The organism is Kribbella voronezhensis (assembly GCF_004365175.1).
In the GTDB taxonomy this organism is placed as follows: Bacteria; Actinomycetota; Actinomycetes; order Propionibacteriales; family Kribbellaceae; genus Kribbella; species Kribbella voronezhensis.
Genome location: NZ_SOCE01000002.1, coordinates 777,354 through 803,101 on the forward strand (window position 1 = coordinate 777,354; position 25,748 = coordinate 803,101).

At 68.9% G+C, this 25,748-nt stretch carries 24 protein-coding genes; 12 read left to right on the top strand and 12 right to left on the bottom strand.

The genetic code is table 11. From position 1 onward, the window contains the following. Window positions 1–29: 29 nt before the first annotated feature. Window positions 30–491: a pyridoxamine 5'-phosphate oxidase family protein gene (locus tag EV138_RS30925; protein ID WP_133983323.1), complete on the bottom strand. Its 462-nt coding sequence runs from the start codon at window positions 489–491 to the stop codon at window positions 30–32. A 77-nt stretch (window positions 492–568) separates the two neighbouring features. On the opposite strand from EV138_RS30925, the gene EV138_RS30930 reads away from it, so the two are divergent. Next, complete coding sequence (locus EV138_RS30930) at window positions 569–1,225, top strand: response regulator (RefSeq protein ID WP_133983325.1); 657 nt, start codon at window positions 569–571, stop codon at window positions 1,223–1,225. Between the two features lie 10 nt (window positions 1,226–1,235). On the opposite strand, the gene EV138_RS30935 is transcribed toward EV138_RS30930, so the two are convergent. Next, window positions 1,236–1,907 carry a helix-turn-helix domain-containing protein gene (locus EV138_RS30935; RefSeq protein WP_133983327.1) on the bottom strand — a complete coding sequence of 224 codons (672 nt, stop codon included), beginning with the start codon at window positions 1,905–1,907 and terminating at the stop codon, window positions 1,236–1,238. Window positions 1,908–2,029: 122 nt separating this feature from the next. On the opposite strand from EV138_RS30935, the gene EV138_RS30940 reads away from it, so the two are divergent. From EV138_RS30940 to EV138_RS30965, 6 genes are read left to right on the top strand one after another with little or no spacing between them, the layout of a single operon-like run. After that, entirely contained in the window at window positions 2,030–2,620 is a 591-nt protein-coding gene (locus EV138_RS30940) for a 2-oxoacid:acceptor oxidoreductase family protein (RefSeq protein WP_133983329.1), read from the top strand. Next, window positions 2,604–3,848 (top strand): transketolase C-terminal domain-containing protein, encoded by a 1,245-nt coding sequence (locus tag EV138_RS30945; protein WP_133983331.1) that lies wholly within the window; start codon window positions 2,604–2,606, stop codon window positions 3,846–3,848. The genes EV138_RS30940 and EV138_RS30945 overlap by 17 nt, the downstream gene beginning before the upstream one ends. Window positions 3,849–3,858: 10 nt before the next feature. Continuing rightward, entirely contained in the window at window positions 3,859–4,872 is a 1,014-nt protein-coding gene (locus tag EV138_RS30950) for a thiamine pyrophosphate-dependent enzyme (RefSeq protein WP_133983333.1), read from the top strand. Next, window positions 4,873–6,510: an NAD(P)-binding protein gene (locus tag EV138_RS30955; protein WP_133983335.1), complete on the top strand. Its 1,638-nt coding sequence runs from the start codon at window positions 4,873–4,875 to the stop codon at window positions 6,508–6,510. A gap of 24 nt (window positions 6,511–6,534) precedes the next feature. Next, window positions 6,535–8,622, top strand: a complete 2,088-nt coding sequence (pta, locus tag EV138_RS30960) for a phosphate acetyltransferase (RefSeq protein ID WP_133983337.1) — start codon at window positions 6,535–6,537, stop codon at window positions 8,620–8,622. Beyond that, window positions 8,619–9,815, top strand: coding sequence for an acetate/propionate family kinase (locus EV138_RS30965; protein ID WP_133983339.1), 1,197 nt, complete (start codon window positions 8,619–8,621; stop codon window positions 9,813–9,815). The genes pta and EV138_RS30965 overlap by 4 nt, the downstream gene beginning before the upstream one ends. On the opposite strand, the gene EV138_RS30970 is transcribed toward EV138_RS30965, so the two are convergent. Genes EV138_RS30970 through EV138_RS30990 form a run of 5 tightly spaced genes read right to left on the bottom strand, consistent with a single transcriptional unit; the run spans window position 9,808 to window position 14,601 of the window. Further along, window positions 9,808–11,229, bottom strand: a complete 1,422-nt coding sequence (locus tag EV138_RS30970; RefSeq protein WP_133983341.1) for an NAD(P)(+) transhydrogenase (Re/Si-specific) subunit beta — start codon at window positions 11,227–11,229, stop codon at window positions 9,808–9,810. The two genes, EV138_RS30965 and EV138_RS30970, sit on opposite strands and share 8 nt — an antisense overlap. Further along, window positions 11,222–11,551 carry an NAD(P) transhydrogenase subunit alpha part 2 gene (locus EV138_RS30975; protein ID WP_133983343.1) on the bottom strand — a complete coding sequence of 110 codons (330 nt, stop codon included), beginning with the start codon at window positions 11,549–11,551 and terminating at the stop codon, window positions 11,222–11,224. Before EV138_RS30975 ends, EV138_RS30970 begins: the two co-directional genes overlap by 8 nt. Next, window positions 11,529–12,695, bottom strand: a complete 1,167-nt coding sequence (locus tag EV138_RS30980; protein WP_202867013.1) for an NAD(P) transhydrogenase subunit alpha — start codon at window positions 12,693–12,695, stop codon at window positions 11,529–11,531. Before EV138_RS30980 ends, EV138_RS30975 begins: the two co-directional genes overlap by 23 nt. Then, on the bottom strand, window positions 12,692–13,060 hold the full coding sequence (locus EV138_RS30985) for a DUF779 domain-containing protein (protein WP_133983345.1): 369 nt from the start codon (window positions 13,058–13,060) through the stop codon (window positions 12,692–12,694). The genes EV138_RS30980 and EV138_RS30985 overlap by 4 nt, the downstream gene beginning before the upstream one ends. Window positions 13,061–13,080: 20 nt before the next feature. After that, window positions 13,081–14,601 (bottom strand): aldehyde dehydrogenase family protein, encoded by a 1,521-nt coding sequence (locus tag EV138_RS30990; RefSeq protein WP_133983347.1) that lies wholly within the window; start codon window positions 14,599–14,601, stop codon window positions 13,081–13,083. Between the two features lie 242 nt (window positions 14,602–14,843). Between EV138_RS30990 and EV138_RS30995 the strand changes: the two genes are divergently transcribed. Then, window positions 14,844–15,050: a hypothetical protein gene (locus EV138_RS30995; protein WP_133983349.1), complete on the top strand. Its 207-nt coding sequence runs from the start codon at window positions 14,844–14,846 to the stop codon at window positions 15,048–15,050. 27 nt (window positions 15,051–15,077) lie between these two features. On the opposite strand, the gene narI is transcribed toward EV138_RS30995, so the two are convergent. From narI to EV138_RS31020, 5 genes are read right to left on the bottom strand one after another with little or no spacing between them, the layout of a single operon-like run. Next, window positions 15,078–15,806: a respiratory nitrate reductase subunit gamma gene (gene narI, locus EV138_RS31000; protein WP_133983351.1), complete on the bottom strand. Its 729-nt coding sequence runs from the start codon at window positions 15,804–15,806 to the stop codon at window positions 15,078–15,080. Beyond that, complete coding sequence (gene narJ, locus EV138_RS31005) at window positions 15,803–16,492, bottom strand: nitrate reductase molybdenum cofactor assembly chaperone (protein ID WP_133983353.1); 690 nt, start codon at window positions 16,490–16,492, stop codon at window positions 15,803–15,805. The genes narI and narJ overlap by 4 nt, the downstream gene beginning before the upstream one ends. Further along, a complete protein-coding gene (gene narH, locus EV138_RS31010) occupies window positions 16,489–18,138 on the bottom strand; it encodes a nitrate reductase subunit beta (RefSeq protein WP_133983355.1) in 1,650 nt (549 codons plus the stop codon). Before narH ends, narJ begins: the two co-directional genes overlap by 4 nt. Continuing rightward, window positions 18,138–21,854 (bottom strand): nitrate reductase subunit alpha, encoded by a 3,717-nt coding sequence (locus tag EV138_RS31015; RefSeq protein WP_133984587.1) that lies wholly within the window; start codon window positions 21,852–21,854, stop codon window positions 18,138–18,140. The genes narH and EV138_RS31015 overlap by 1 nt, the downstream gene beginning before the upstream one ends. A 35-nt stretch (window positions 21,855–21,889) precedes the next feature. Continuing rightward, on the bottom strand, window positions 21,890–23,200 hold the full coding sequence (locus EV138_RS31020; RefSeq protein ID WP_238158517.1) for an MFS transporter: 1,311 nt from the start codon (window positions 23,198–23,200) through the stop codon (window positions 21,890–21,892). A 333-nt stretch (window positions 23,201–23,533) separates the two neighbouring features. Here EV138_RS31020 and EV138_RS37505 point away from each other — a divergent pair, with 333 nt between their 5' ends. The 4 genes from EV138_RS37505 (at window position 23,534) to EV138_RS31040 (ending at window position 25,748) form a co-directional block, all read left to right on the top strand. After that, complete coding sequence (locus EV138_RS37505; protein ID WP_166678812.1) at window positions 23,534–23,767, top strand: CBS domain-containing protein; 234 nt, start codon at window positions 23,534–23,536, stop codon at window positions 23,765–23,767. Window positions 23,768–23,877: 110 nt separating this feature from the next. After that, a complete protein-coding gene (locus EV138_RS31030; protein ID WP_238158518.1) occupies window positions 23,878–24,153 on the top strand; it encodes a DUF1876 domain-containing protein in 276 nt (91 codons plus the stop codon). Between the two features lie 66 nt (window positions 24,154–24,219). Continuing rightward, window positions 24,220–25,077, top strand: a complete 858-nt coding sequence (locus EV138_RS31035; RefSeq protein ID WP_133983359.1) for a universal stress protein — start codon at window positions 24,220–24,222, stop codon at window positions 25,075–25,077. Further along, window positions 25,074–25,748: a CBS domain-containing protein gene (locus tag EV138_RS31040; RefSeq protein WP_133983361.1), complete on the top strand. Its 675-nt coding sequence runs from the start codon at window positions 25,074–25,076 to the stop codon at window positions 25,746–25,748. Before EV138_RS31035 ends, EV138_RS31040 begins: the two co-directional genes overlap by 4 nt.

Below are 25,748 nucleotides of genomic sequence, written 5' to 3' on the forward strand. Positions count from 1 at the left end.
GGCTCCGGGCAGCAACCGGCGAGTTGTGCCTATCGGCGCTCGTCCTCCGCCGGGTGCGGGCGCTGGGCCCAGGCGACCAGGCGGCGGCCTTCGAGGACCTCGATGGCCAGCCGGATGAGATGCCGGTCCCGGTTCGGGGCCCAGGCGCGGATCGGCCTGGTGCGCTCGAGCACCGCCACCTCCTCCGGATCGACGACGGACAGGTGGCCGGTCGCTGTCACGGTCCACCCCAGGTGCCGGTCGGGATCCACGGTGTCGACCTCGAACGCGACCACGTCCCCGCGCTGCGCCGCGCGGTACTTGTCACCGTCCGCGGTCGCGAAGATCACCGTCCGTTCGTCGACGTAGAAGTTCACCAGCCGGACGGCGGGCAGGCCGCCCAGGGTGAAGACCAGGCGACCCACCGGGACCGACGAGAGCAGCTTCAGGCACTCGTCGTCGTCGAGGATCTGCAGGCCGGTGTGGTCGAAGCGGCGCGGCGGGGCACTCATCGTGACCCCTTTCGAAGGTTCGGGCGGTCTACTGTTGTGGTCACGAGGACTGACGGCGACAGCGGGAGTGTCACGACATGGCGATCAAAGTGTTCCTGCTCGACGACCACGAGGTGGTCCGGCTCGGCCTGCGGCAGTTGCTGGAGGCCGAGGACGACATCGAGGTGGTCGGCGAGGCCGGCACGGCAGCCCAGGCGATCGCCCGGGTTCCCGCGCTGCGGCCCGACGTCGCGGTGCTGGACGTGCGGCTGCCGGACGGCGACGGCATCACCGTGTGCCGGGAGCTCCGGTCGGCGATGGACGATCCGCCGTCCTGTCTGATGCTGACGTCGTACTCCGACGACGAGGCGCTGTTCACGGCGATCATGGCCGGTGCGGCCGGCTATCTGCTGAAGCAGGTGAGCGGGACCGACCTGATCGGCGCCGTCCGCAGGCTGGCGGCGGGGGAGTCCCTGCTCGACCCGGCAATGACGACAGCGGTGCTGGAGCGGCTGCGGCACCCGGCCGAGGAGGACGAGGACCCGCGGTACAAGTCGCTCACCGAGCAGGAGCGCAAGATCCTCGACCTGATCGCCGAGGGCAAGACCAACCGGCAGATCGCCCAGGAGATGTTCCTGGCCGAGAAGACGGTGAAGAACTACGTGTCGGGTCTGCTCCGCAAGCTCGAGATGGAACGGCGGACCGAGGCGGCCGTCTACGCGGTCGAGCGGACCAAGCGCCAGCCACCGAAGTGAGCGGGCCGCTTCACCAGGCACGGATGCGGCGTCCACTGATCTGCTCCGGTTCGATCACGATGTAGACCTCGCGGTCACCACCTGCCCACGGGTCGACGTCCAGCGCCTTGCGGAGCTGGTCGGTCTCCCGGGGCCCGGCGTGCCGGGCGATACCGGCGATCACGACGCTCCATCCTTCGTGCATGCCTTCGTCGATCCGGTCGATCTCGAAGCTGACGGCCCTGGCCCCGTAGCGGCCCAACGCGGTGGTCGCACTGGTCCGGAAGACCACGGCACCGTCGTGCATGCCGAAGTTCACCGGTACGACGTTCAGCCGGCCGGCCAGCTCGAACGCCACCCGGCCGACGCCACCGGGCTCGATCAGCCGGCGGCACTCGTCCTCGCCCATCGTGTCGATGACCGGATGCAGCGCGGCGCGGCCGTGCCCGGACGGCCGCTGCGGCTGTGCTCCGAGCAACTCCGAGATCGTCGTGTCGAGGGCGCCGGCCAGCCGCATCAGGTCGCCGCCGGTCAGCGCGACCGGCGCGCTCTCGATCCGGTCGACGTAGACCGGATCCATCCGCGCACGCTCGGCGACCTCGTCGCGGCTCAGGCCGAGCGCGATCCGGCGCCGGCGGACCCGCCGGGCCAGATCCCCGCCGGTCCATCCATGGTCGTTCCCGACTCGGTTCGCCGTGTCCATCGCGCATCGCCTCCGGTCTCCATGAGACCGCGGCGCGACCCTGCGAAACATCTGCCATCGGCCCTCTGAGCCCGGGACCTATGTCCCTCCCGACCGGCAGCCGGGGCGGCGAGGATCAGGGTATGTTCCAGATTCGAGTGCACGGTCGCGGTGGTCAGGGCGTGGTGACCACCGCCGAACTGCTGTCCGTCGCGGCTTTTGCCGAAGGACGGCAGGCACAGGCGTTCCCCACCTTCGGGTCGGAACGCACCGGCGCGCCGGTGGTCGGCTTCTGCCGGATCGACGACCAGCCGATCCGCAGCCACGAGCCGGTGGCGCGCCCCGACGCGGTGCTGATCCAGGACGCCACCTTGCTGCACCAGGTGGACGTGTTCGACGGACTCGACGCCGGTGGCTATCTGCTGGTCAACACTTCGCGCACATTGCCCGAGCTCGGCCTGGCGCAGTACGTCGAGCGCTTCGGCCGGAACCAGGTGATGACCGTCCCGGCGACCGAGCTGGCCCTGAAGCATCTGGGCCGGCCGTTGCCGGGCGCAGTACTGCTCGGCGCCTTCGCGGCGCTCACCCGGCAGGTCGAGATCGAGTCGGTGCACCAGGCCATCCGCGAACGCTTCTCGGCAGTTGTTGCCGCCGGCAACATCGCCGCGGCCGACGAGGCCTACGACTACGTCCGCGCACAGATCAAGGAGTCGGCCCGTGCTGAAGCAGATTGAGGGTTCCCGCGGTGTGGCGGAGGCGGTGGCGCTCAGCCGCCCCGAGGTGATCTGCGCCTATCCGATCTCGCCCCAGACGCACATCGTCGAGGCGCTCAGCACGCTGGTGAAGTCGGGTGAGCTGGCGCCGTGCGAGTTCGTCAACGTCGAGTCCGAGTTCGCGGCGATGTCGGTGGCCATCGGTGCCTCCGCCGCCGGCGCCCGGGCCTACACGGCGACCGCCAGCCAGGGGTTGCTCTACATGGCCGAGCCGCTCTTCAACGCTTCCGGTCTCGGGCTGCCGATCGTGATGACGGTGGCGAACCGCGCGATCGGGGCTCCGATCAACATCTGGAACGACCACAGCGACTCGATGTCGCAGCGCGACTCGGGCTGGATCCAGCTGTACGCCGAGACGAACCAGGAGGCGCTGGATCTGCACATCCAGGCGTTCCGGATCGCCGAGGAGCTGTCCTTGCCGGTGATGGTCTGCATGGACGGGTTCGTCCTGACCCACGCGGTGGAGCGGGTCGACGTACCGGCCCAGGAGCAGGTCGACGCGTTCCTGCCGCCGTACGAGCCGCGGCAGGTTCTCGATCCCGAGGACCCGATCTCGATCGGCGCGATGGTCGGCCCCGACGCTTTCACCGAGGTCCGCTACCTGGCGCACGACAAGCAGATGCAGGCGCTCGACCTGATCCCGGCGGTGGCCGCCGATTTCGCGGCGGCCTTCGGGCGCGACTCGGGTGGTCTGGTCCGGCCGTACCGCTGTGACGACGCCGAGACCGTCGTCGTCGCGCTCGGGTCGGTGCTCGGCACGATCAAGGACACCGTCGACGAGTTGCGCGACGAGGGGATGAGCATCGGCGTACTCGGTCTGACCTCGTTCCGTCCGTTCCCGCTGGATGCCGTCCGTACGGCGCTCGCTGGCGCGCAGCGGGTCGTCGTACTGGAGCGTGCCCTCGCGGTCGGAATCGGCGGCATCGTCGCCGCCAATGTCCGGATGGCGCTGTCGGGCATCTCCTTGCACGGCTACACCGTGATCGCCGGTCTCGGCGGTCGCGCGATCACCAAGGCATCGCTGACCCGCCTGTTCCACGAGGCGGTCGCCGACAAGCTCGAGCCGCTGACGTTCCTCGACCTCGATCGCGACCTGGTCGAGCGCGAACTGCGGCGGACCAGGACAACGCGACGGTCCGGGCCGGCGGCGGAGAACCTGCTGCGCGATCTCGGCACCCGAGTCGGTTGAGAGGACAGTCATGGAACGCGTGCGGTTCTACCAGATCGGGAGCTACGCTGCCGGTAACCGGCTGCTGGACGGTGAGCTGCAGACCGTCCAGTCGGACACCCACCGGACGAACTCACTCAACTCCGGGCATCGCGCCTGCCAGGGCTGCGGTGAGGCGCTGGGCGCCCGTTACGCCCTGGACGCGGTGATGCGTGCCACCGGCAACCAGATGGTCGCGGTCAACGCGACCGGCTGCCTGGAGGTGTTCTCCACGCCGTACCCCGAGACCGCCTGGCAGGTTCCCTGGCTGCACTCGCTCTTCGGCAACGCACCCGCGGTGGCCACCGGCGTCGCCGCCGCGCTCAAGGCGAAGGGACGCACCGACGTACGGGTGGTCGGTCAGGGTGGCGACGGGGGGACGGTCGACATCGGCCTGGCCTGTCTGTCGGGCATGTTCGAGCGCAACGACGACGTGCTGTACATCTGCTACGACAACGGGGGCTACATGAACACCGGGGTCCAGCGGTCCGGCGCGACTCCGCACGGCGCCGCGACGACGACCACCCCGGCTGTCGGGCCCCAGCCGGGCAACGACTTCGGGAAGGGCAAGAACCTGCCCGCGATCGCGATGGCGCACCGCATCCCGTACGTCGCGACGGCGACGGTGGCGGACCTTCGGGACCTGGAGTACAAGGCGACCCGGGCGATGGAGTTCCGTGGCGCGCGGTACCTGCACGTCCTGGTGCCCTGCCCGCTCGGCTGGCGGACCGCGTCCAACGAGACCGTCAAGATCGCCCGGCTGGCCACCGAGACCGGGATCTTCCCCGTCTTCGAGGCGGAGGACGGCGAGGTGGTCGCGGTCTCCAAGATCCGCAAGCGCCGCCCGGTCGGGGACTACCTGCAACCGCAGGGCCGCTTCGCGCACCTGTTCGGCGCGACGCCGCGCGAGGACGTCATCGCCAAGATCCAGGCCGAGGCGGACCGCAACGTCCGTGTCTTCGGACTGACCGACCCGGAAGTACCCGTTCACGGAGTGGTGAGTTAGATGTCTGAGGCAAGCAAACACGGCCCGCTGCCGTTCGCGATCACCCTCGATCCCGGCTCCAGCCTGGCGAACAAGACCGGCTCGTGGCGGACCGAGGCGCCGGCGTACGTCGATCGGCTGCCGCCGTGCAACGACGCCTGCCCGGCGGGGGAGAACATCCAGCAGTGGCTGCACCACGCGGAGGAGTCCGGGTACGAGGCGGCCTGGCGCCAGATCATGGCGGACAACCCGTTCCCGGCGGTGATGGGCCGGATCTGCTACCGCCCGTGCGAGACGGCCTGCAACCGGGCCATCCTGGACGAGCCGGTCGGCATCAACTCGGTCGAGCGCTTCCTCGGCGACGAGGCGATCAAGCAGGGCTGGACCGTCTCGGTGGACGCGCCGGCCAGCGGTAAGCACGTCCTCGTCGTGGGGGCCGGGCCTTCCGGGCTTTCTGCGGCGTACCACCTGAGACTGCTCGGCCACGAGGTCACCGTTCGGGACAGTTGCCCCGAAGCCGGTGGGATGATGCGGTACGGCATCCCGGCCTACCGGCTCCCACGCGACGTCGTCGACGCCGAGATCCAGCGGATCGCCGACCTCGGCGTACGGTTCGAGCTGAACACCACAGTGACGGACCTGCAGGCCGAGCTGGACGCCTTCGACGCGGTGTTCCTGGCGGTCGGCGCGCACGTCGGCCGGCGCGCGGACATCCCCGCGGGCGACTCCGCCCGCATCCTCGACGCCGTGTCCGTCCTGGCCGAGGTGGAGCAGGGCGACCAGCCGCTGCTCGGCCGCCGGGTCGCGATCTACGGCGGCGGGAACACCGCGATGGACATGGCCCGGACCGCGCGCCGGCTCGGCGCCACCGATGCCGTCGTCGTCTACCGGCGAACCCGGGACCGGATGCCCGCGCACGAGATCGAGGTCACCGAGGCGCTCGAAGAGGGGGTCCGGATGCGCTGGCTGTCCACGATCACGTACGCCGACGCGGGCCGGATCACGATCGAGAAGATGAAGCTCGACGAGACCGGGTTCCCCGTTCCGACGGGCGAGTTCGAGGAACTGGAAGCCGACTCGGTCGTGCTCGCGCTCGGACAACTGTCCGACCTCGCGCTGGTCGAGGGCATGGACGACGTGACGATCACCGACCACGTCGTACAGGTCGGCGCGCACCTGATGACCGGCCACCCGGGTCTGTTCGCCGGCGGCGACATGGTTCCTTCCGAGCGCACGGCCACGGTCGCCATCGGCCACGGGAAGAAGGCGGCCCGCAACATCGACGCCTGGCTCCGCGGTACGACGGACCAGCGGCCGCCCCGCCACGACCTGGCGACCTACGAGCGGTTGAACACCTGGTACTACTCGGACGCGCCCGCGACAGTGCGGCCGCGGCTGGACGTGGCCCGGCGGATCAGCACCTTCGACGAGGTGGTCGGCGGGCTGGACGCGTCGACCGCGGTTTTCGAGGCCCGGCGCTGCATGTCGTGCGGCAACTGCCTGGAGTGCGACAACTGCTTCAGCGTCTGCCCGGACAACGCGATCATCAAGCTCGGCGGCGGCAAGTACGAGATCGACCTGGACTTCTGCAAGGGCTGCGGCCTGTGTGCCGCCGAATGTCCGAGCGGGGTCATCGAGATGTTCCCCGAACGGCTCTGACCGGCTTTGACTAGGGTTCGGGGTATGGGAAGCAGCGTTTACGTCGCATCGGTGGAGGGCTACACAGGTAAGTCGACAGTGGCACTGGGAGTGCTGCAGCAGATGTCGAAGCGGGTCGAGCGGGTGGCTGTGTTCCGGCCGATCGTGCGCCCGGACACCGCTCTGTACGGCGGGCGCGACTACGTTCTCGACCTGCTCACCTCTCACGACGCCGTCTCGTTGCCGTACGACGAGTGCATCGGCGTCACCTATGACGAGGTGCACCGAGACCCCGACGCCGCGCTGGATCGGATCGTCCAGCGGTACCGCGCTGTGGCCGACCGGGGTGATCCCGTGGTCATCGTCGGCAGCGACTACACCGACGTCGGTACGCCGACCGAGTTCTCCTACAACGCGAGGATCGCCGCCAATCTGGGCGCGCCGGTGCTGCTCGTCCTGAACGGTTCCGGTCGGGGACCCGAGGACCTCCGCACGTTGACCGACATGGCAGCCGCCGAACTGACGGCGAACCACGGGTCGCTGTTCGCGGTGATAGCCAACAGGGTGGACGCGGAGCTGCTCGGGCCGACCGTGGCGGCCTTGGCGGATGCCGACGTCCCGGCGTACGCGATCCCGGAGGAGCCGCTGCTCAGTGCGCCCGCGGTGGCGGATCTGATGAGCGCGGTCGACGGACGGTTGCTCAGTGGTGATCCGCGCTTGCTGTCCCGTGAGGCCAGCGGCCTGGTGGTCGCCGGGATGACGATGCCGAACGTGCTCGACAGGCTCTTCGACGGCGCCGCCGTGATCACCGCCGCGGATCGTCCCGAGGTGGTCGTCGGGGTGCTGATGGCCAACGCCTCGCAGAACTTCCCGCAGATCTCGGCGATCTTCCTCAACGGCGGGTTCGCGTTGCCGCCGCAGATCCTGCGGCTGATCGAGGGCGTCGGCAGCACGATGCCCATCATCGAGACCGAGCTGGGGACGCATGCGACCTCCACGGCACTGACCGCCGTCCGGGGGCGGCTGACCAAGAACTCGCCGCGCAAGGTCGATACGGCCCTCGCGCTGTTCGACCAGTACGTCGACGGCGCGGCGCTGCTGGATCGTCTCGCGGTGGCGCGGAGCAGCGCGGTGACGCCGCTGATGTTCGAGCACCAGTTGATCGACGAGGCCGTTGCCGACCGCAAGCACATCGTGCTGCCGGAGGGCGAGGAGGAGCGAATCCTCCGGGCGGCCGACGTGTTGCTCCGGCGAGGGGTGGCGCAACTGACGCTGCTCGGCGATCCGGTGCTGATCAGCGCGAAGGCGGCCGGTCTCGGGGTGGACATCTCGGCGGCGCGGATCCTCAGTCCTGGCGACGAGGAGCTGGGGGAGCGCTTCGCAGCGGAGTACCACCGGCTGCGCAGACACCGCGGCGTAGAGCTCGACCAAGCGCGCGAACTGGTCAAGGACGTCTCGTACTTCGGCACGATGATGGTGCAACTCGGTCTGGCCGACGGCATGGTCTCGGGCTCGGTGCACACCACCGCGCACACGATCCGGCCGGCGCTCGAGATCGTGAAGACGCTGCCCGAGGTCTCCGTCGTCTCCTCGGTCTTCTTCATGTGCCTGGAGAACCAGGTCCTCGTGTACGGCGACTGCGCGGTCAACCCGGATCCGAGCGCGGAGCAGCTCGCGGACATCGCGATCTCCTCGGCGGCGACCGCGGCGGCCTTCGGTATCGAGCCCCGCGTCGCGATGCTGTCGTACTCCACCGGTACGTCGGGGTCCGGGACCGATGTCGAAAAGGTGTCCAAGGCAACCAGCATCATCAGACAGCGCGCTCCGGAGCTGCTGGTGGAAGGACCCATCCAGTACGACGCCGCGATCGACAGTGCCGTGGCGAAGACGAAGCTGCCGGAGTCGTCGGTGGCCGGGCGTGCCACCGTCTTCGTGTTTCCCGACCTCAATACCGGCAACAACACGTACAAGGCTGTGCAGCGATCCGCGAACGCGGTAGCTGTCGGACCTGTCCTGCAAGGGCTCAAGAAGCCGGTGAACGACCTGTCCCGTGGTGCGACCGTGCGCGACATCGTCAACACCGTCGCGATCACGGCCATCCAGGCACAGCAGACCGCTGGAAGGAACCGATGAGCGCCTACGTCCTGGTGATCAACGCGGGGTCGTCCTCGCTGAAGTACAGCCTGGTCGACGCCGAGTCCGGTGAGGCCGCGGCGAGCGGCCTGGTGGAGCGGATCGGCGAGAGCGAGGGCCGGCACACGCATCGCGGCCCGCAGGGCGAGACGAGTACGGTGCTGACCGCGTCCTCGCACGAGGAGGCGCTGCGGGCGGCGATCGATGCCTTCGGCACCTATGGACCCGCACTGGACCAGGTCGGCATGGTTGCCGTGGGCCACCGTGTCGTGCACGGTGGAACGTACTTCGCCGAGCCGGCCCTGATCGACGACGAGCTGCTCACGAGGGTCTCCGAACTGATCTCGCTGGCTCCGTTGCACAACCCGGCCAACCTCGACGGGATGCGGGTGGCACTGCGGCTGTTCCCTGACCTCCCGCAGGTCGCCGTGTTCGACACGGCCTTCCACCAGACCTTGCCGCCGGCGGCACACACGTACGCGGTACCGCAGGAGTGGGCGACCGAACACGGGGTGCGCCGCTACGGATTCCACGGCACCTCGCATGCCTTCGTCTCCGCGGAGGCCGCGCGGATGCTGGGCCGGCCCGCGAGCGACGTGAACCTCGTCGTACTCCATCTCGGCAACGGCTGCTCGGCGACCGCCGTCCGCGGCGGTGTCTCGGTGGACACCTCGATGGGCATGACTCCGCTCGAGGGCCTCGTGATGGGGACGCGATCCGGCGACCTCGACCCGGCGATCCATGCGCACCTGGCGCGCGAACTCGGCTGGTCACTCGACAAGATCGACCACCTGCTGAACTTCGGCTCCGGCCTGAAGGGGCTGGCCGGCGACAACGACTTCCGCGAGCTGTCCCGCCGCCGCGCGGCCGGCGACGAACGCGCTCAGCTGGCGTTCGACGTCTACTGCTACCGGATCAAGAAGTACATCGGCGCGTACTACGCCGCGCTCGGCACCGTCGACGCGATCGTCTTCACCGCCGGCGTAGGCGAACACGACGCGGCCGTCCGCGCAGCTTCCCTCGCCGATCTCGACCGTCTCGGCATCACGATCGACCCCGACCGCAACACCGCTTCCTCCACCGACGCCCGCCGGATCTCCACCGACGACAGCCCGGTCGCCGTCCTCGTCGTCCCCACCAACGAGGAATGGCAGATCGCCCGCGAGACCGTCCGCGTGGTCGAGGTCAGCTGATCAGGGTCTTGGTGGCTTGGGCGATGTCGTTGAGGGCGGCCTTGGCGTCGTTGAAGAGCATCCGCGTCTTCGTGTCGGTGAACAGCGGGTTGTCGATGTCGGCGTACCCGTGGCCCATCGAGCGTTTGATGACGATGACGGCGCCGGCCTTGTCCGCGTCGAGGATGGGCATGCCGTAGACGGCTGAGCCCGGCGTACGGGCGGCCGGGTTGACGACGTCGTTGGCACCGACGATCAGCGCCACGTCGGTGTGGCCGAAGGCGCGGTTGGCGGTTTCCAGGTCGAGCATCTGGTCGTACGGCACATGGGCCTCGGCGAGCAGGACGTTCATGTGGCCGGGCATCCGGCCGGCGACCGGGTGGATCGCGTAGGAGACGGTGACGCCGCGCGAGCTGAGCGTGTTGGCGAGGTCGACGAGTTCGCTCTGCGCGCGGGCCGCGGCGAGGCCGTAGCCCGGCACGACGATGACGGAGGTGGCGTAGGCGAGTTGCATCGCCACGTCGTCGGCGGAGACGGACTGAACGGCCTTGTCGTCGGCGCCCGCGACGCTGGTGGTGACGGCGTTGTCGCCGGTGCCGAAGCCGCCGGCGACGATGTTGCCGAGCGAGCGGTTCATGGCCTTGGCCATCAGGACGGTCAGGATCGTTCCGGAGGCTCCGACGAGTGCGCCCGCGGTGATCAGGACCGTGTTGCTGAGCAGGAAGCCCGCCATCGCGACGGCCATACCGGTGCAGGCGTTGAGCAGCGACACCACGACAGGCATGTCGGCGCCGCCGATCGGCAGGACGAAGGTGACACCGAGAACGATCGCGGCCAGGCCGGCGCCGGCCAGTGCCCAGCCGGGCCCGGTCCGGGTCACGGCGAGCAGTGCCGTGGCCAGGACGGCGACGGCGAGCAGAAGGTTGACGCTGCGCGCACCCCGGAAGACCACCGGACGGCCCGGCACGATGCCCTGAAGCTTGCCGGCGGCAATCAGCGAGCCCGCGAAGGTGAGGGCGCCGATGGCGATGTCGGCGACCAGCACGAAGCCGGTGCCGGCGCTGATCGAGCCGAGACCGGCCGGCCGCTGCCCGGCGTCGACAACGGCCACCAGTGCTGCCGCGCCACCGCCGACCGCGTTGAACAGACTCACCAGCTGTGGCATGTCGGTCATCTTGAAACGGCGGGCAGCCGTGAACCCGGCAGCTCCGCCCACGACGGCGCCGCCGACCAGGGCGACCAGGCCCCAGGTGCGTGCGGTGCCGTCATGGACCAGGCCGACCAGGCTGGTCGCCAGCGCTAGCAGCATGCCGGCGCCGGAGACGAGATTGCCCCGCCTGGCGGTGCGCGGAGAATTCATCAGGTGCAGGCCGATGATGAACATCGCCGCCGCGGCCAGGTAGATCAGGTGCCGGCCGGTCTCGAAGTCAGTCATGAGGAGCTCCTTCGGTCCGGCCGGTGCCGGTCTCGACGGGTTTGCGGGGCCGGAACATGGCGAGCATCCGATCGGTGACGACGTAACCGCCGGCCACGTTCGCGGCCGCGAAGGCAGCGGCGACGAAGGTCAGCAGGTAGCTGCCGGTGGCCGCGGCCTCGGCGGCGATCGACACGGTGCCGACGATGACGATGCCGTGGATGGCGTTACCGGCCGACATCAACGGCGTGTGCAAGGTGACCGGCACCTTGCTGATCACCTCGATCCCGACCAGGACGGCCAGTACGAACACGGCCAGGTCAGCGAACAGGCTGTAACTCATCGTGGTCCTCCGGGGTGACGGTGCGGTGGTCATAGGTCAGGACGACGGCCGCCTGGATCGGATCGTCGAGATCGATCGCCGGCCGGCCGTCGGCGAGCAGGTGCTCGACGACGCTGACGAGATTGCGCGAGTAGACGAGCGAGGCGGCCGCGGGGATCGTGCCCGCGAGTTCGCCGGCGCCGACGACAGTGACGCCGTACGCCGTGGCGATCGTCTGGCCCGGTACCGAACCGGCGACATTGCCGCCGAAGCCACTGGAAGCGAGGTCGACGACCACCGATCCGGGCCGCAGTTGCGCCAGCGCTTCCTCGGTGACGAGGAGGGGTGGCGTCCGGCCCGGCACCTGGGCGGTGGTGATCACGACGTCGTACTTGCCGATCGCCTGGGCCAGTCCGGTCTGCTGGCGACTTGTCTCGTCCGTAGCGAGTTCCCGGGCATAGCCGCCGCTCCCGCTCGAAGTGATGCCGAGGTCCAGGAACCTCGCTCCCAGCGACTCGATCTCGCCGCGAGCCTCCGGCCGTACGTCGTAGCCGTGCACGACCGCGCCCAGCCGGGCGGCAGTCGCGATCGCCTGCAGACCCGCGACGCCGGCACCAAGCACCAGCACCATTGCCGGACGCAACGTTCCGGCGGCCGTCATCAGGAGCGGGAATGCCGACGGGTAGGCCGTGGCGGCAACCAGCACGGCCTTGTAGCCGGCCAGGTTGGCCTGCGAGGTGAGCGCGTCCATGGCCTGAGCCCTGCTGAGCTTGCGAGGCAGTTCGTCCAGGCTCACGACGGTGACGCCACGTTCGGCGTACGAACTCATCGCTTCGGTGTCCGAGCGCCTCCCGAGCAGACCGACGAGGATCTGGCCGTCGTGGAGCTCAGCTGCCTGGAGTGGGTGAACACAGGTGACGAGGATGCTGTCGGCCAGCACCTCCCGCCTGCTGACGACCCGGGCGCCGGCGGCGGTGTACTCGGCGTCGGTCGCGTACGCGAGTGCGCCCGCGCCGCTCTCGACCAGTACTTCGGCTCCCGCGGTCACCAGCTTCCGGACCGATTCCGGCATCAACGACACCCGGTGCTCGCCGGGTTGCTCGGCAGGAACCCCCACCACCACGGACCATGCCGTGGCGGTGGGGGAGGAGCCAGTGCTGTTCACGATGTCTGCCCTTCTTGGTCTGTACTGCCCGGTGCCGTGTACCGGGTGACGAAGTGGAGGCCGGGACCTGCCGCCAGCGACAGGCCGTCGGCGTAGCCGGGTTCGACGTCGAGGACGAGATCGGTGTGCGGCCAGGCGTCGAGCTGGCGCTGATCGACGTAGACCGGGCAACCGCCGACCTCGCCGACCAGGTTGTCCTGGTCGCCGGTCAGGAACTCGCCGAGTTCGAAGCACATCGGTGCGCTGCCGTCACAGCAGCCGCCGGACTGGACGAACATCAGCGGTCCTCGTCGGGCGACGAGGTCGGCTACTGCTCGTTCAGCGGCGGCGGTCGCGGTGACCCGGGGCAGCTGGGAGCTGTCCATGGCTGGGCCGGTTCCGGCGCTCAGAACAGCCCGACGGGATTCTCGTCGGTACTGATCAGGACGCTCTTGGTCTGGCTGTAGAGATCGAGCATCATCTGGTGGTTCTCGCGGCCGATGCCGGAGATCTTGTAGCCGCCGAAGGACGCGCCGGCCGGGTACTGGTGGTAGCAGTTCACCCAGATGCGTCCGGCCTTGATGCCCCGGCTCATCCGGCTCGCCCGGTTCGCGTCCCGGGTCCAGACGCCGGCTCCGAGCCCGTACAGCGTGTCGTTGGCGATCGCGAGCGCGTCGGCCTCGTCGGTGAAGGTGGTGACGGCCAGGACGGGACCGAAGATCTCCTCCTGGAAGACGCGCATCTTGTTGTGACCCTTCAGCACGGTCGGGGTGTAGAAGTAGCCACCGGCGAGGTCACCGGTCAGCCCGGTCGGGCTGCCGCCGATCAGGACCTCGGCGCCTTCGGCCCGGCCGATCTCGACGTACGACGCGATCTTGTCGAGCTGCTGCCGGGAGACCTGCGGGCCGATCATGGTCGACTCGTCCAGTGGGTTGCCCTGCTTGATCGCCGCGATGCGGGCCAGGCAGCGCTCCATGAACCGGTCGTAGATCGACTCCTGGACCAGTGCGCGGGACGGACAGGTGCAGACCTCACCCTTGTTGAAGGCGTAGAGCACCAGTCCCTCGATCGCGCGATCGAGGTAGGAGTCGTCCTCGGCCATCACGTCGTCGAAGAAGACGTTCGGGGACTTGCCACCGAGTTCGAGGGTGACCGGGATCAGGTTCTGCGAGGCGTACTGCATGATCAGGCGGCCGGTGGTCGTCTCGCCGGTGAAGCCGATCTTGGCGACCTTCGGGCTGGTCGCGAGTGCTTTGCCGACCTCGCCACCCGGTCCGGTGACGACGTTGACGACACCTGGCGGCACGACGTCCTGGATGATCTCGGCCAGCTTCAGGATCGACCACGGTGTCGGCGAGGCGGGCTTGATGACCGAACAGTTGCCGGCGGCAAGGGCCGGCGCGAGCTTCCAGGCCGCCATCAGCAGCGGGAAGTTGAACGGGATGATCTGGCCGACCACACCCAACGGCTCGCGGAAGTGGTACGCCGTGGTGAGCTCGTCGATCACCGTCAGCCGGCCCTCCTGGCTGCGCGCGGCGGCGGCGAAGTACCGGAAGTGGTCGACGGCCAGCGGGATGTCGGCGTTCAGGGTCTCCCGGACCGGCTTGCCGTTCTCCCAGCTCTCGGCGACCGCGAGCATCTCGCGGTTGGCCTCGATCGCGTCGGCGATCCGGTTCAGGACCGCGGCCCGCTCGGTCTGGCTGGACCGGTTCCATTCCAGCGCCGCGCGGTGCGCCGCGTCGAGCGCTTCGTCGACGTCCTCGGCCGACGAACGCGCCACTTCACAGATCGGCCGGCCGGTCACCGGACTCAGGTCGGTCATGTACTCACCGTTGTGCGGAGCAACCCACTTGCCGCCGATGAAGTTGTCGTAGCGTTCGGCAACGTCGACGAGACTTCCTGGTGTGCCCGGTGCTGCGTAGATCATGGATCCTCCTGGTGCGTTCGAGCTGGACAGATCCAGACTTGGCGTCCTCGGCCGCGGCCCGCAGGGCCTGAGGTCACCAGTTGACCGGGACCTTCAGCCCGGGCGGCACAGTCCGTGGCCTCCGGACAGCGCACAGGTGCGGGCGCATCGTCGGGGTATGAGGATGAGCTTGCGATCGGGCCGCATCGCGGGGATTCCGGTCGGGCCTCGGCGTACTGTTCGGGCTGCTGTTCGTGGGAGCGATGACGCCGTTGGCCGGCCCTAACCTCCTGCCCGCCGGCGCACCGGCCGACACCATCCTCGCGATCCGCCCCGTAGGACTACTGGTTGCCGTCGTCATCGATGAGGTAACCCAGGTCGTCGGCCTGATCACCGTGGCCGACAGAGCCCGAATCATCCAACTGGGCCTGCTGAAACCGGGCGCGAGTCCGCACAGCACCGCGCTCTGAGCGGTGGCCTTGCGGCAGGCGCTCAACTCAGCCGGTGCGGTCCCAGCCGCGGCGGGGGCGGTGGCTGCCGAGGCGGGTGTCGTCGCGGCTGCGGTAGACGATGTAGGGGCGGGTCAGGTAGCCCAGCGGGGCGCTGAAGACGTGGACCAGGCGGGTGAAAGGCCACAGGGCGAACAGGCCGAAGGCTACGAGGGCGTGGAGCTGGAATCCCAGTGGGGCGTCGGCCATCAAGGCGGCGTCGGGGTTGAAGGCGAGGAACGAGCGGTACCAGACCGAGACGCCTTCGCGGTAGTCGTACTCGCCGCCGATGGTCAGGATCGACCCGGCGATGGTGTTCCACATGCCGAGCACGATCACGACGGCCAGGAAGGCGTACATCACCTTGTCCATAACGGTTGTGGCCGAGAAAACAGGGCCGACCGTGCGGCGGCGGTAGATCAGGATCGCCATGCCGGCCACCGTCATCAGGCCCGCGAGCAGGCCACCGATCACGGCGACCACGTGGTACGTGCGCTCGCTGATGCCGACCGCGTCCGTCCACGACTCCGGTACCAGCAGGCCGATGATGTGGCCGCCGACGACGCCGAGCAGGCCGAAGTGGAACAGCGGGCTGCCGATCCGCAGCAGCCGGTTCTCGTAGAGCTGGGACGAGCGGGTGGTCCAGCCGAACTTGTCGTAGCGGTAGCGCCACAGGTGTCCGACCACGAAGGTCGCAAGGCAGAGGTACGGGACGACGACGAAGAGGAACTCGCTCATGTGCGGGCTCCCGGGAACGTCGGCATCGGCAGCAGAGTGGAAGCGCCGGGGCTGAACGTCGGGCTCGCGAAGGGCGCGAGTCCGACCTCCTCCTCGGGAGGTCCTTCGGCAGCAAGCCGGCGTACGGCGTCTCGCTCGTCTCCGCGTAGTGCGGGCAGGGTGGCAGTGACCGCGTCGACGAGATGCGCCCACGGCGAGCGCTTGTCGCGCAGGGACAGCCTCAGCAACTCGAGTCCGGCGCGATGGTCGAGCATCAGGTCGCGGCCGAGTTTCTGGTCGATGGTGGCGGCGAACTCCAGTACTACGCAGAGGTGGTCGGGCAGTTCGGCTTCGCCGGGCTCGAAACCCGCGCGCAGATAGGTCTGCTTGAAGCGCAGCAGCGCCATTCCGCGCTTGCGGGTGTCGCCGTGGGCGAAGTAGGTCAGGAACAGGTTGCAACGACGCCTGCTGTCGAAGGTCTCGACGTAGTCGGCCTGAAGCTCTGGCAACGGCGTTGCTTCGAGGTGGTCGAGGAAGGACCGAACAGAATCCCCGACGGTGGTCGGCAGTTCGCGCGAGGCCGAGCGGAGCAGGTCCGTGCGGGCGAGCAGATCCTCGTCGGGGTAGTCGAGGAGCAGTGAGACCGACTGCCACGCGATGGTGAGTTGGCCGGGCGGCAGCACCGGCTTGGGGCGTCGGCCGGTCACGAGTCGGCGTCCTTCGGCGGGAACATCCCGGGTGGCGATCCTTTGCCGTCCCAGTTCAGCAGGTTGACGCGACCCGCCTTGTTCTCGGGGCCGCTCAGTGAGTCCGAGGTCTGCCGGTCCTGCAGCATCTGGAAGTTCTCGACCGCGATCGGCGTCGGCACTCCGGAGCCTTCACCGAACAGGTCGTGCTGACCACCGCCGTACTCCGAGACCGAGCACTCCGTGGACAGCTCCTCCAGCGAGTGGGCCTGCTCGGCGTGAGCGGGCGGGATCACGTAGCGCTCGTCGTACTTCGCGATCGCGAGCAGGCGGTACATGTCGTACATGTCCTCCTCGCTCATCCCGACGGCGGCCGGGATCGAGGCGTCCGGGTCGCGACCGAGGTTGATGTCGCGCATGTAGCAGCGCATCGCCGCGAGCTTCCGCAGTACGGCGTCGACCGGTCCGACGTCGCCGGCGGTGAACAACTCGGCGAGGTACTCGACGGGGATCCGCAGCGCGTCGATCGCGGCGAAGAGGTTGCCTTTGTTCTCGGCGTCCTCACCGGTCTCCGCGACGACCTCGACGACGGGGGACAGCGGTGGGATGTACCAGACCATGGGCATCGTCCGGTACTCCGGATGCAGCGGCAGCGCGACCTTGTAGGTGTTGATCAGCGCGTAGACGGGGGAGCGTTGAGCGGCATCGATCCAGTCGCGGGCGATCCCGGCCTTCTCCGCCTCGCGGATCACCTCGGGGTCGGACGGGTCGAGGAAGACGTCGCGCTGGGCTTCGTAGAGACCCTGGTCATCAGTGGTGGAGGCCGCCTCGAGCACCTTGTCGGCGTCGTACAGCATCAGGCCGATGTAGCGCAGCCGGCCCACGCAGGTCTCCGCGCAGACGGTCGGCAGCCCGACCTCGATGCGCGGGAAGCAGAACGTGCACTTCTCGGCCTTCCCGGTGCGGTGGTTGAAGTACACCTTCTTGTACGGGCAGCCCGAGACGCACTTGCGCCAGCCGCGGCACCTGTCCTGATCGACCAGGACGATTCCGTCCTCCGCGCGCTTGTAGATCGCGCCGCTGGGACACGACGCCGCGCACGACGGGTTGAGACAGTGCTCGCAGATCCGCGGCAGGTAGAACATGAAGGTCTGCTCGAACTCGAACTTCACCTTGTCGGCGATCTTCGCGAGCATCGGGTCGCGGTGCGCGGTGGCGGTCGAGCCACCCAGGTCGTCGTCCCAGTTGGCCGACCACTCGATCTTCATGTCCTGGCCACTGATCAGCGACTTGGGCCGGGCCACCGGAGTGTGTTCCTGCGCGGGCGCGTCGGTGAGGGTGGAGTAGTCGTAGGTCCACGGCTCGTAGTACTCGTTGATCGACGGCAGCTTGGGGTTGGAGAAGATCGTCATCAGGTTCTTCAGGCGGCCACCGCCCTTGAGTTTCATCCGGCCGCGCTTGGTGAGCTCCCAGCCGCCCTGCCACTTCTCCTGGTCCTCGTACGTTCGCGGGTAGCCGAGCCCGGGCCTGGTCTCGACGTTGTTGAACCAGACGTACTCCGTGCCCGATCGGTTGGTCCACGCCTGCTTGCAGGTGACCGAGCAGGTGTGGCAGCCGATGCACTTGTCGAGGTTCATCACCATCGCCATCTGTGCCATGACCTTCATCAGTAGGTCACCTCCTGGCTGCGCTTGCGGATGATGGTGACCTCGTCGCGCTGGTTGCCGGTGGGGCCGAGGTAGTTGAAGGCAAAGGTCAGCTGGGCGTAGGCGCCGATCAGGTGGGACGGCTTCACCAGCAGGCGGGTCAGCGAGTTGTGGATGCCGCCGCGTTTGCCGGACGTCTCCGCCAGCGGTACGTCGATCAGCCGGTCCTGCGCGTGGTACATGTACACCGTTCCTTCCGGCATCCGGTGCGAGACGATCGCCCGGGCGACCACGACGCCGTTGCGGTTGACCGCCTCGATCCAGTCGTTGTCCTCGATCCCGACCTTGGCCGCGTCCCGGTCGCTCATCCAGATGTTCTGCCCGCCGCGCGACAGCGAGAGCATGAAGAGGTTGTCCTGGTACTCGGAGTGGATCGACCATTTGTTGTGCGGGGTCAGGTACCGCACGGTCAGCCCCTCGACCTGACCCGCCGACCCGTCGGACACGCTGCCGAGAGCGGGCTCCGCGAAGAGGGCCGCGAGGTTGAGCGGTGGCCGGTAGACGGGCAGTCCTTCGCCGAGTTCGGTCATCCAGTCGTGGTCGAGGTAGAAGTGCATCCGCCCGGTCAGCGTGTGCCAGGGCTTCTTCCGCTCCACGTTGACGGTGAAGGGCGAGTAGCGCCGGCCGCCGGTCTCGGAGCCCGACCACTCCGGCGAGGTGATCACCGGAACGGGCGGACCCTGGGTGTCGGCGAAGGTGATCTGCTTGCCCTGGTGTTCCTCGGCGAGGTCGGCGAGCCGTACGCCGGTGCGCTTCTCCAGGGTCTTGAATCCCTGCGTCGCCAGGTGTCCGTTCGTGGTCCCGGACAGCGCCAGGATCGCTTCGCAGACGTGGACATCCTTCTGCAGGGACGGTCGGCCGTCGGCGACGCCGCCCCGGACGGCGCCGTTCTTGGCCCTGAGGTAGTCGACCGGCTTGGTCAGGTCGAAGGTGACGCCCTTGGTGGTCGCGCCGAGGGTGTCGACCAGTGGACCGAGCGCGTTCAGCTTGTCGGCGATCGCGCCGTAGTCACGCTCGACCTCGACGAGCTTGGGCATGGTGACGCCGGGGATCGGCTCGCACTCGCCCTTCTTCCAGTCGCGGACGACGCCGTGCGGGTTGGCCATCGCGTCCGGGGTGTCGTGCGTGAGCGGCACCGCGACGACGTCCTTGCGTACGCCGAGGTGGGTCACCGCGAGCTTGCTGAACTTCTCCGCGATGGTCTGCCACGCGTCCCAGTCGGTCCGGGTCTGCCAGGGAGGCGCGATGGCGGGATTGAAGGAGTGCACGAACGGGTGCATGTCGGTGGTGCTGAGGTCATGCTTCTCGTACCAGGTGGCGGCCGGCAGGACGACGTCGGAGAAGATCGTCGTACTGGTCTGCCGGAAGTCGATCGTCATCAGCAGGTCGAGCTTGCCCTCCGGCGCATGGTCGCGCCAGGTGACGTCGACGGGCCGCAGTTCCTCCGGTGTCTCGGCGGCGCGGAGCGAGGAGTCGGTGCCGAGCAGGTGCTTGAGGAAGTACTCGTTGCCCTTGCCCGACGAGCCGAGCAGGTTGGCCCGCCAGATCGACAGGATCCGCGGATAGTTGCCGGGGGCATCGGGATCCTCGCCGGCGAAGCCGAGCTCGCCGGCCTTGAGCTGCTGGACGACGTACTCGCCCACCGGCTGTCCCGCGGCCGCCGCGTCGTCGCTGAGGTCGAGCGGATTGCGGTCGAAGGTCGGGTACGACGGCATCCAGCCCATCCGGGCGCTCTGCGCGATCACGTCGGCCGTCGACCGGCCCGCGAGCCGGCCCTTGCCGGTGGTGGCCGAGAGCGTGTCGGCACCGAACTGGTCGTAGCGGAACTGGTTGGTGTGCAGGTACCAGTACGCGGTCTGGATCATGTTGCGTGGTGGGCGGTTCCAGTCGAGCGCGTTGGCGATCTGCGTGTAGCCGGTGATCGGGCGGACCTTCTCCTGGCCGACGTAGTGCGCCCAGCCGCCCCCGTTGACCCCTTGGCAGCCGGTGAGATTGGTGAGCGTGAGGAAGGCGCGGTAGATCGTGTCGGAGTGGAACCAGTGGTTGGTGCCGGCGCCCATGACGATCATCGACCGGCCCTTGGACTCCTCGGCGTTCCGGGCGAACTCGCGCCCGATCCGGGCGGCCGTGGCGGCCGGCACGCCCGTGATGGCTTCCTGCCAAGCGGGTGTGTACGGCGACGACGCGTCGTCGTACCCCTTGTTCTTCCCGGTCGGCCAGGTGCCGGGGAGTGCGCTGCCGTGCTGCGATCGGCCGACGCCGTACTGGGCGAGAAGGAGGTCGAAGACGGTGGTGACCAGGTGGCCCTCCACGCGCTGCACGGGCACACCTCGGGGTAGGTCGGCGGCAGCACCGTCGGGAGTGTCGAAACGTGGCATCCGGACGACGACCGACTCGGTCGCGGTGGCGAGGAGGGACAGCGCCGGGTCGACGTCACCGAGCTCGAGGTTCCACTTGCCGACGCCGGCCTCGCCGTACCGGTGTCCCAGAGAGCCGTTCGGGACGACGGGCGCGCCGCTGCGCGAGTCGAGGAGCACCGTTTTGAAGGCCGCGTTCTCGTCGCCGGAGTGGTCCGCCAGGTCGGCGGCGGTGAGGAACTTGCCCGCGGTGTACTCGCCGTCGGCGCTCTCCTCCAACCGGACCAGATAGGGCAGATCGGTGTAGGTCTTCACGTACCCGGTGAAGTAGGGCGTCTCCCGGTCGACGAAGAACTCCCGCAGTACGACGTGACCCATCGCCATCGCGAGAGCCGCATCGGTACCGGGCTTCGCGGGCAACCACTCGTCGGCGAACTTGACGTTGTCGGCGTAGTCGGGAGCGACGGCGACGACCTTCTGGCCGCGGTACCGCGCCTCGGTCATCCAGTGCGCGTCCGGAGTCCGGGTGACCGGGAGGTTGGAGCCCCACATGATCAGGTAGCCGGCGTTCCACCAGTCGCCGGACTCGGGAACGTCGGTCTGGTCACCGAAGACCTGTGGCGAGGCCACCGGCAGATCGGCGTACCAATCGTAGAAGCTCAGCATCGAGCCGCCGATGAGATTGACGAAGCGGGCACCGGACGCGTGCGAAACCATCGACATCGCGGGGATGGGCGAGAAGCCGGCCACCCGGTCGGGGCCGTACTTCTTGATCGTGTGAACGTGCGCGGCGGCCACGATCTCGCTCGCCTCGTCCCAGCTCGCCCGGACCAGACCGCCCTTGCCGCGAGCGGACTTGTAGGCCTTGGCCCGCAAGGGATTCTCGACGATGTGCTCCCACGCCCGGACCGGATCGCCGCCGTACTGCGCCTTGGCCTCGCGGAACATCTGGAGCAGGACACCGCGCACGTAGGGGTAGCGCACCCGGGTGGGCGAGTAGGTGTACCAGGAGAAGGCCGCGCCGCGTGGACAGCCGCGTGGCTCGTACTCCGGCGAGTCCGGGCCGACAGAGGGGTAGTCGGTCTGCTGGGTCTCCCAGGTGATGATCCCGTCCTTGACGTAGACCTTCCACGAGCACGAGCCGGTGCAGTTCACCCCGTGGGTGGACCGGACGACCTTGTCGTGGCTCCAGCGGTCGCGGTAGAAGTCGTCCGCCTCGCGTCCGCCGGCCTTGGTGATGGTTCGCAGGTCGTCCGAGACGGTGCCCCGGGTGAAGAACCTCCCGGTGCGGACGAGGGCTTCGGTGAACGAACCGTCCATCCCTGGGTCGGACGTGGGCTTGGGCTGCGAGTCGGTCAACGAGGTTCCTGTCCCTTGGTGGCGGTTCGGCGGACGATCGTGAGGGTGAGCAGGAGCGCGAGGGCCGCCGTACCGGAGAGCAGCCACAAGCCGATGGCGTAGGAGTCCGTGCGACCGTAGACGTAGCCCATGATCAACGGCGGGACGAAGCCACCCAGTCCGCCGGCGGCACCGACCAGGCCGGTGACCCCGCCCACCCGGGACGGCTCGGTGACCTTGGCGATGAGGGCGAACGTCGCACCGCTGCCGGAGCCGAGTGCGGCCGCCATGGCGAGGAAGGCGAGCGTTCCGATGCCGTGCAGTGGCGGCGTACCGGCCGAGATGCCCGCGCAGACCACGACGACACCGAAGCCGGTCGCCAGTACCGGGATCGCGCCGACCTTGTCGGCGAGCCAGCCCCCGACCGGTCGCATGATGACGGCGACGAGGACGAAGCCGGCCATCCGGTTGGCCGCGTCGGCCGCGGTGAGGTGGTGCGCGGTCTTGAGGTACGCCGGGAGGTACACCGAGAAGGCGACGTACCCGCCGAAGGCCACCGCGTAGAGGACGCACGCCTGCCAGGTGATCGCGAGCCGCGCGTTGACCGAGATCCGCGACGCCAGTGAGGTGGTGGGGACGACCCTGCCGGGAGCGTCCCGCAGGACCAGCCAAGCCGCAACGGCGTAGCAGGCCAGTACGGCGGCGGTGATGAGGAAGGGTGACTTGGCACCCAGGTGGTCGGTGAGCTTGACGGTGGTCAGCGCGCTGATCGCGGTACCGCCCATGCCGGCTCCGAAGACGCCGATGGCCAGACCACGCTTGTCGGGTGGGAACCACGCGTTGACGAACGGGACACCGACGGCGAACGCGGTACCGGCGATGCCGAGGAAGAAGCCACCGACCAGGAGCAGCGCGTAGGAGTCGAGGGCGACGAACGCGATGAACAGGATCGGCAGGATGGTGACACCCGAGATGATCGGGAACATGACGCGGCCGCCGTACCGGTCGGTCAGCCCGCCGACGACGATGCGGCCGAGCGAGCCCACGACCACCGGTACCGCGACCATCAGGGCCACGTCGGACTCCGTCAGAGCGCCGAGGGAGCCGGTGGTCCGGAAGAGTGGGCCGAGCGGGCTGATCAGCGCCCAGGCCCAGAAGTTGACCGCGAAGCCGATCGTCGCCATCGCGAGCATCAGCCAGGGCGAGCGGGTGACCGCGCGAGCCCGCGGCTCCGACGCGGACGGAGCCGTCATCGCCTTGCCCTCGTCGCCGGGGTCACCTTCCCCACCATGGCCCCTCGCCGGGTCGTTGGCAATGGAGGTACTCATGTCGTCGCACCTTTCGGAGCTGGCTCAGGCACCGGTCGGCGCACGTGCCTCCGAGTACAGCCGATCCGCCAGCCCGACCGAGAGGGCCAAAGGTCCCGTCCGGGTGGCCCACTCGCCCCTTCACCGGGGTCCGGTCGGCCGGAGAAAGTTGCCAGTAGCAAGCGTCGTTCGATGATGCCGGGCCGCTGTCGATGCGGTTCCGGTCCTCGCCGGCACGTCCTGGCCGAAAGTCCCACCGATCGGAGTACGACGTCCCTGTCGCCGTACGCCGACGGTCCGGATCGTGGAATTCGACCGGACTCCGATGGCCGGTCCGTCGAGACGGAGGACGCGATGATCGAGCCGGAGACGGCTGGGGACGTGATGCACACAGACCTGATCGCAGTACGGCGGGAGACCCCGCTGGACGAGGTGGCCCGCCGGATGGCCGCGCTGGACCTGGAGGTCGTGCCGGTCGTGGACGGGAACGGCCGACTGGTCGGGTTCCTGACGATGGCTGATCTGGCGGTCCTGACACTCGAACGCGCGCGATCGCCGCAGCTGCCCGGCGGCCACTACCTCGGCTGACGGGCGCCCAAAGTGCCCTGCGAAGCGGGACCTAGGACTCTGCTCAGGGTGCCGCCCGCCGGGGCAATCTGGCAGTGCTGAGAAGTCGAGACCAGGAGAGGGCCGGACCGATGACGACGATGCGCCGCTGGAGCGTCGAGATCTACATCGACGAGCACGAGGAGAGCGGGCTGACCCACGCGGAGGCCCGACTGCACACCAACGACCGGACCCACCTGCTCGGACAGGGCGATGCACACCGCAACCCCACCGACGACCAGGTGGCCGAGATCGGCGACGAGCTGGCCGTGGCCCGCGCGCTGTCCGACCTGTCCCACCAGCTCGTCCACGCGGTCGCCGGCGATCTCGAGGACGTCGCCAAACGCTTCGGCTCGGCAGCGCACTGAGGCGCCGGCCGGTCGAGTCACGACCAGGAAATCACCTGAGTTTCCCGACTGACTGAAGGACTGATCATGAAGAGTGCACCCGAGTTCATCCTCGTCGGGGTCGACGGGACGCCGGAGAGCCAGCTCGCGCTGCGCTGGGCGATCCAGGCGGCCGCCGCGCGCGGCACCGCCGTACGGATCGTCCGGGCCTACCTGGACCAGGTGGCCCAGTGGCCGGCGATCGGGGCCGAGGGCTTCATCCCCCAGTCGCAGGCGGACCGCTACCAGGCCGAGCTCGACGCCGACGTCGACATCGTCCGGGACCGGCTCGGCTACCAGAACGGCTCCGGCTGGCTGGCCAACTATCCGGCGGCGGACGCGATCCTGACCGAGGCACCGGAAGCGGAGCTGGTCGTGCTCGGGTCGAGGGTCAGCACCAAGCTCGGTGCGGCCGTGCTGGGTTCGGTCGCGACCGCGGTGACGGCGAAGGCGCCGTGCCCGGTCGTCGTGGTCCGCGGTACGCCGGCGGACGGTCCGATCCTGGTCGGCACGGACGGTTCCGAAGACTCCGACGCTGCCGTCCAGTTCGGTTTCGAGGAGGCGCAGCGGACCCGCAGCGACCTGCAGGTCGTCTACTGCTGGCAGCCCTTGGGCCGCAACGAGGTGTCGATCGACGACGCCGAGGAGTTGCTGAAGGACTGGCTCGCCGAGAGCCTGGCGCCGTACCGCGACAAGTTCCCCGGCGTGCGGGTGCGGGCCGAGGTCGTCGCCGGCCGGGCGGCCGCCGTACTGGCCGAACGGAGCAGCGGCTGCTCGATGGTCGTCGTCGGCTCGCGAGGCCGTGGTGGAGTCAGGGGTCTGCTGCTCGGCTCTGTCAGCCAGAACCTGCTGCACCACGCGAACTGCCCCATCGCCGTCGTCCGTCCCCCGAGGGAGCAGCGATGAGACACCGGCTGACCGTCGCGGACGTCATGACGACCGATGTCGTCACGGTGCCCGAGCACGCGGGATTCAAGGTGGTGGCCGAAACACTGGCCGAGCACCACATCAGCGCCGTACCGGTGATCGGCAGCGCCGGCACCGTGGTGGGCGTGGTGTCGGAGACGGACCTGCTGCGCAAAGAGGAGTTCCAGCGGGCAGCGGAGGCGCCCTGGGTGTCGCGCTGGTGGCAGCGCCGGCGCCGGGCGAAGGCGGCCGCGGTGACGGCGGGGGAGTTGATGACCCGTCCGGCGGTCACCGTGGTGCGGGATTCGACCATCGACGAGGCAGCCCGGCTGATGGCTGCCCGGGACATCACCCGGCTGGTCGTGACCGATGCCGACGGCTACTTCCTGGACGGCATCGTGACGCGGTCGGACCTGCTGAGCGCCTATGTCGCCACCGACCGCGAGATCCTCCGGCGGGTCCGGCTGGACGTGCTCCAGCACGCGCTGTGGGACGACCCGTTCGGTGTGGAGGTGTCGGTGAGCGACGGTGTCGTGACGCTGGCCGGTGAGCTCGACAACCGGAGCCTGGTGCCGATCGCCGAGAAGCTGACCCGCGAGGTGGACGGCGTGGTCGATGTCCGCAACAACCTGACCTGGGCGTTCGACGACACCGTCACGACCCGGAATTGA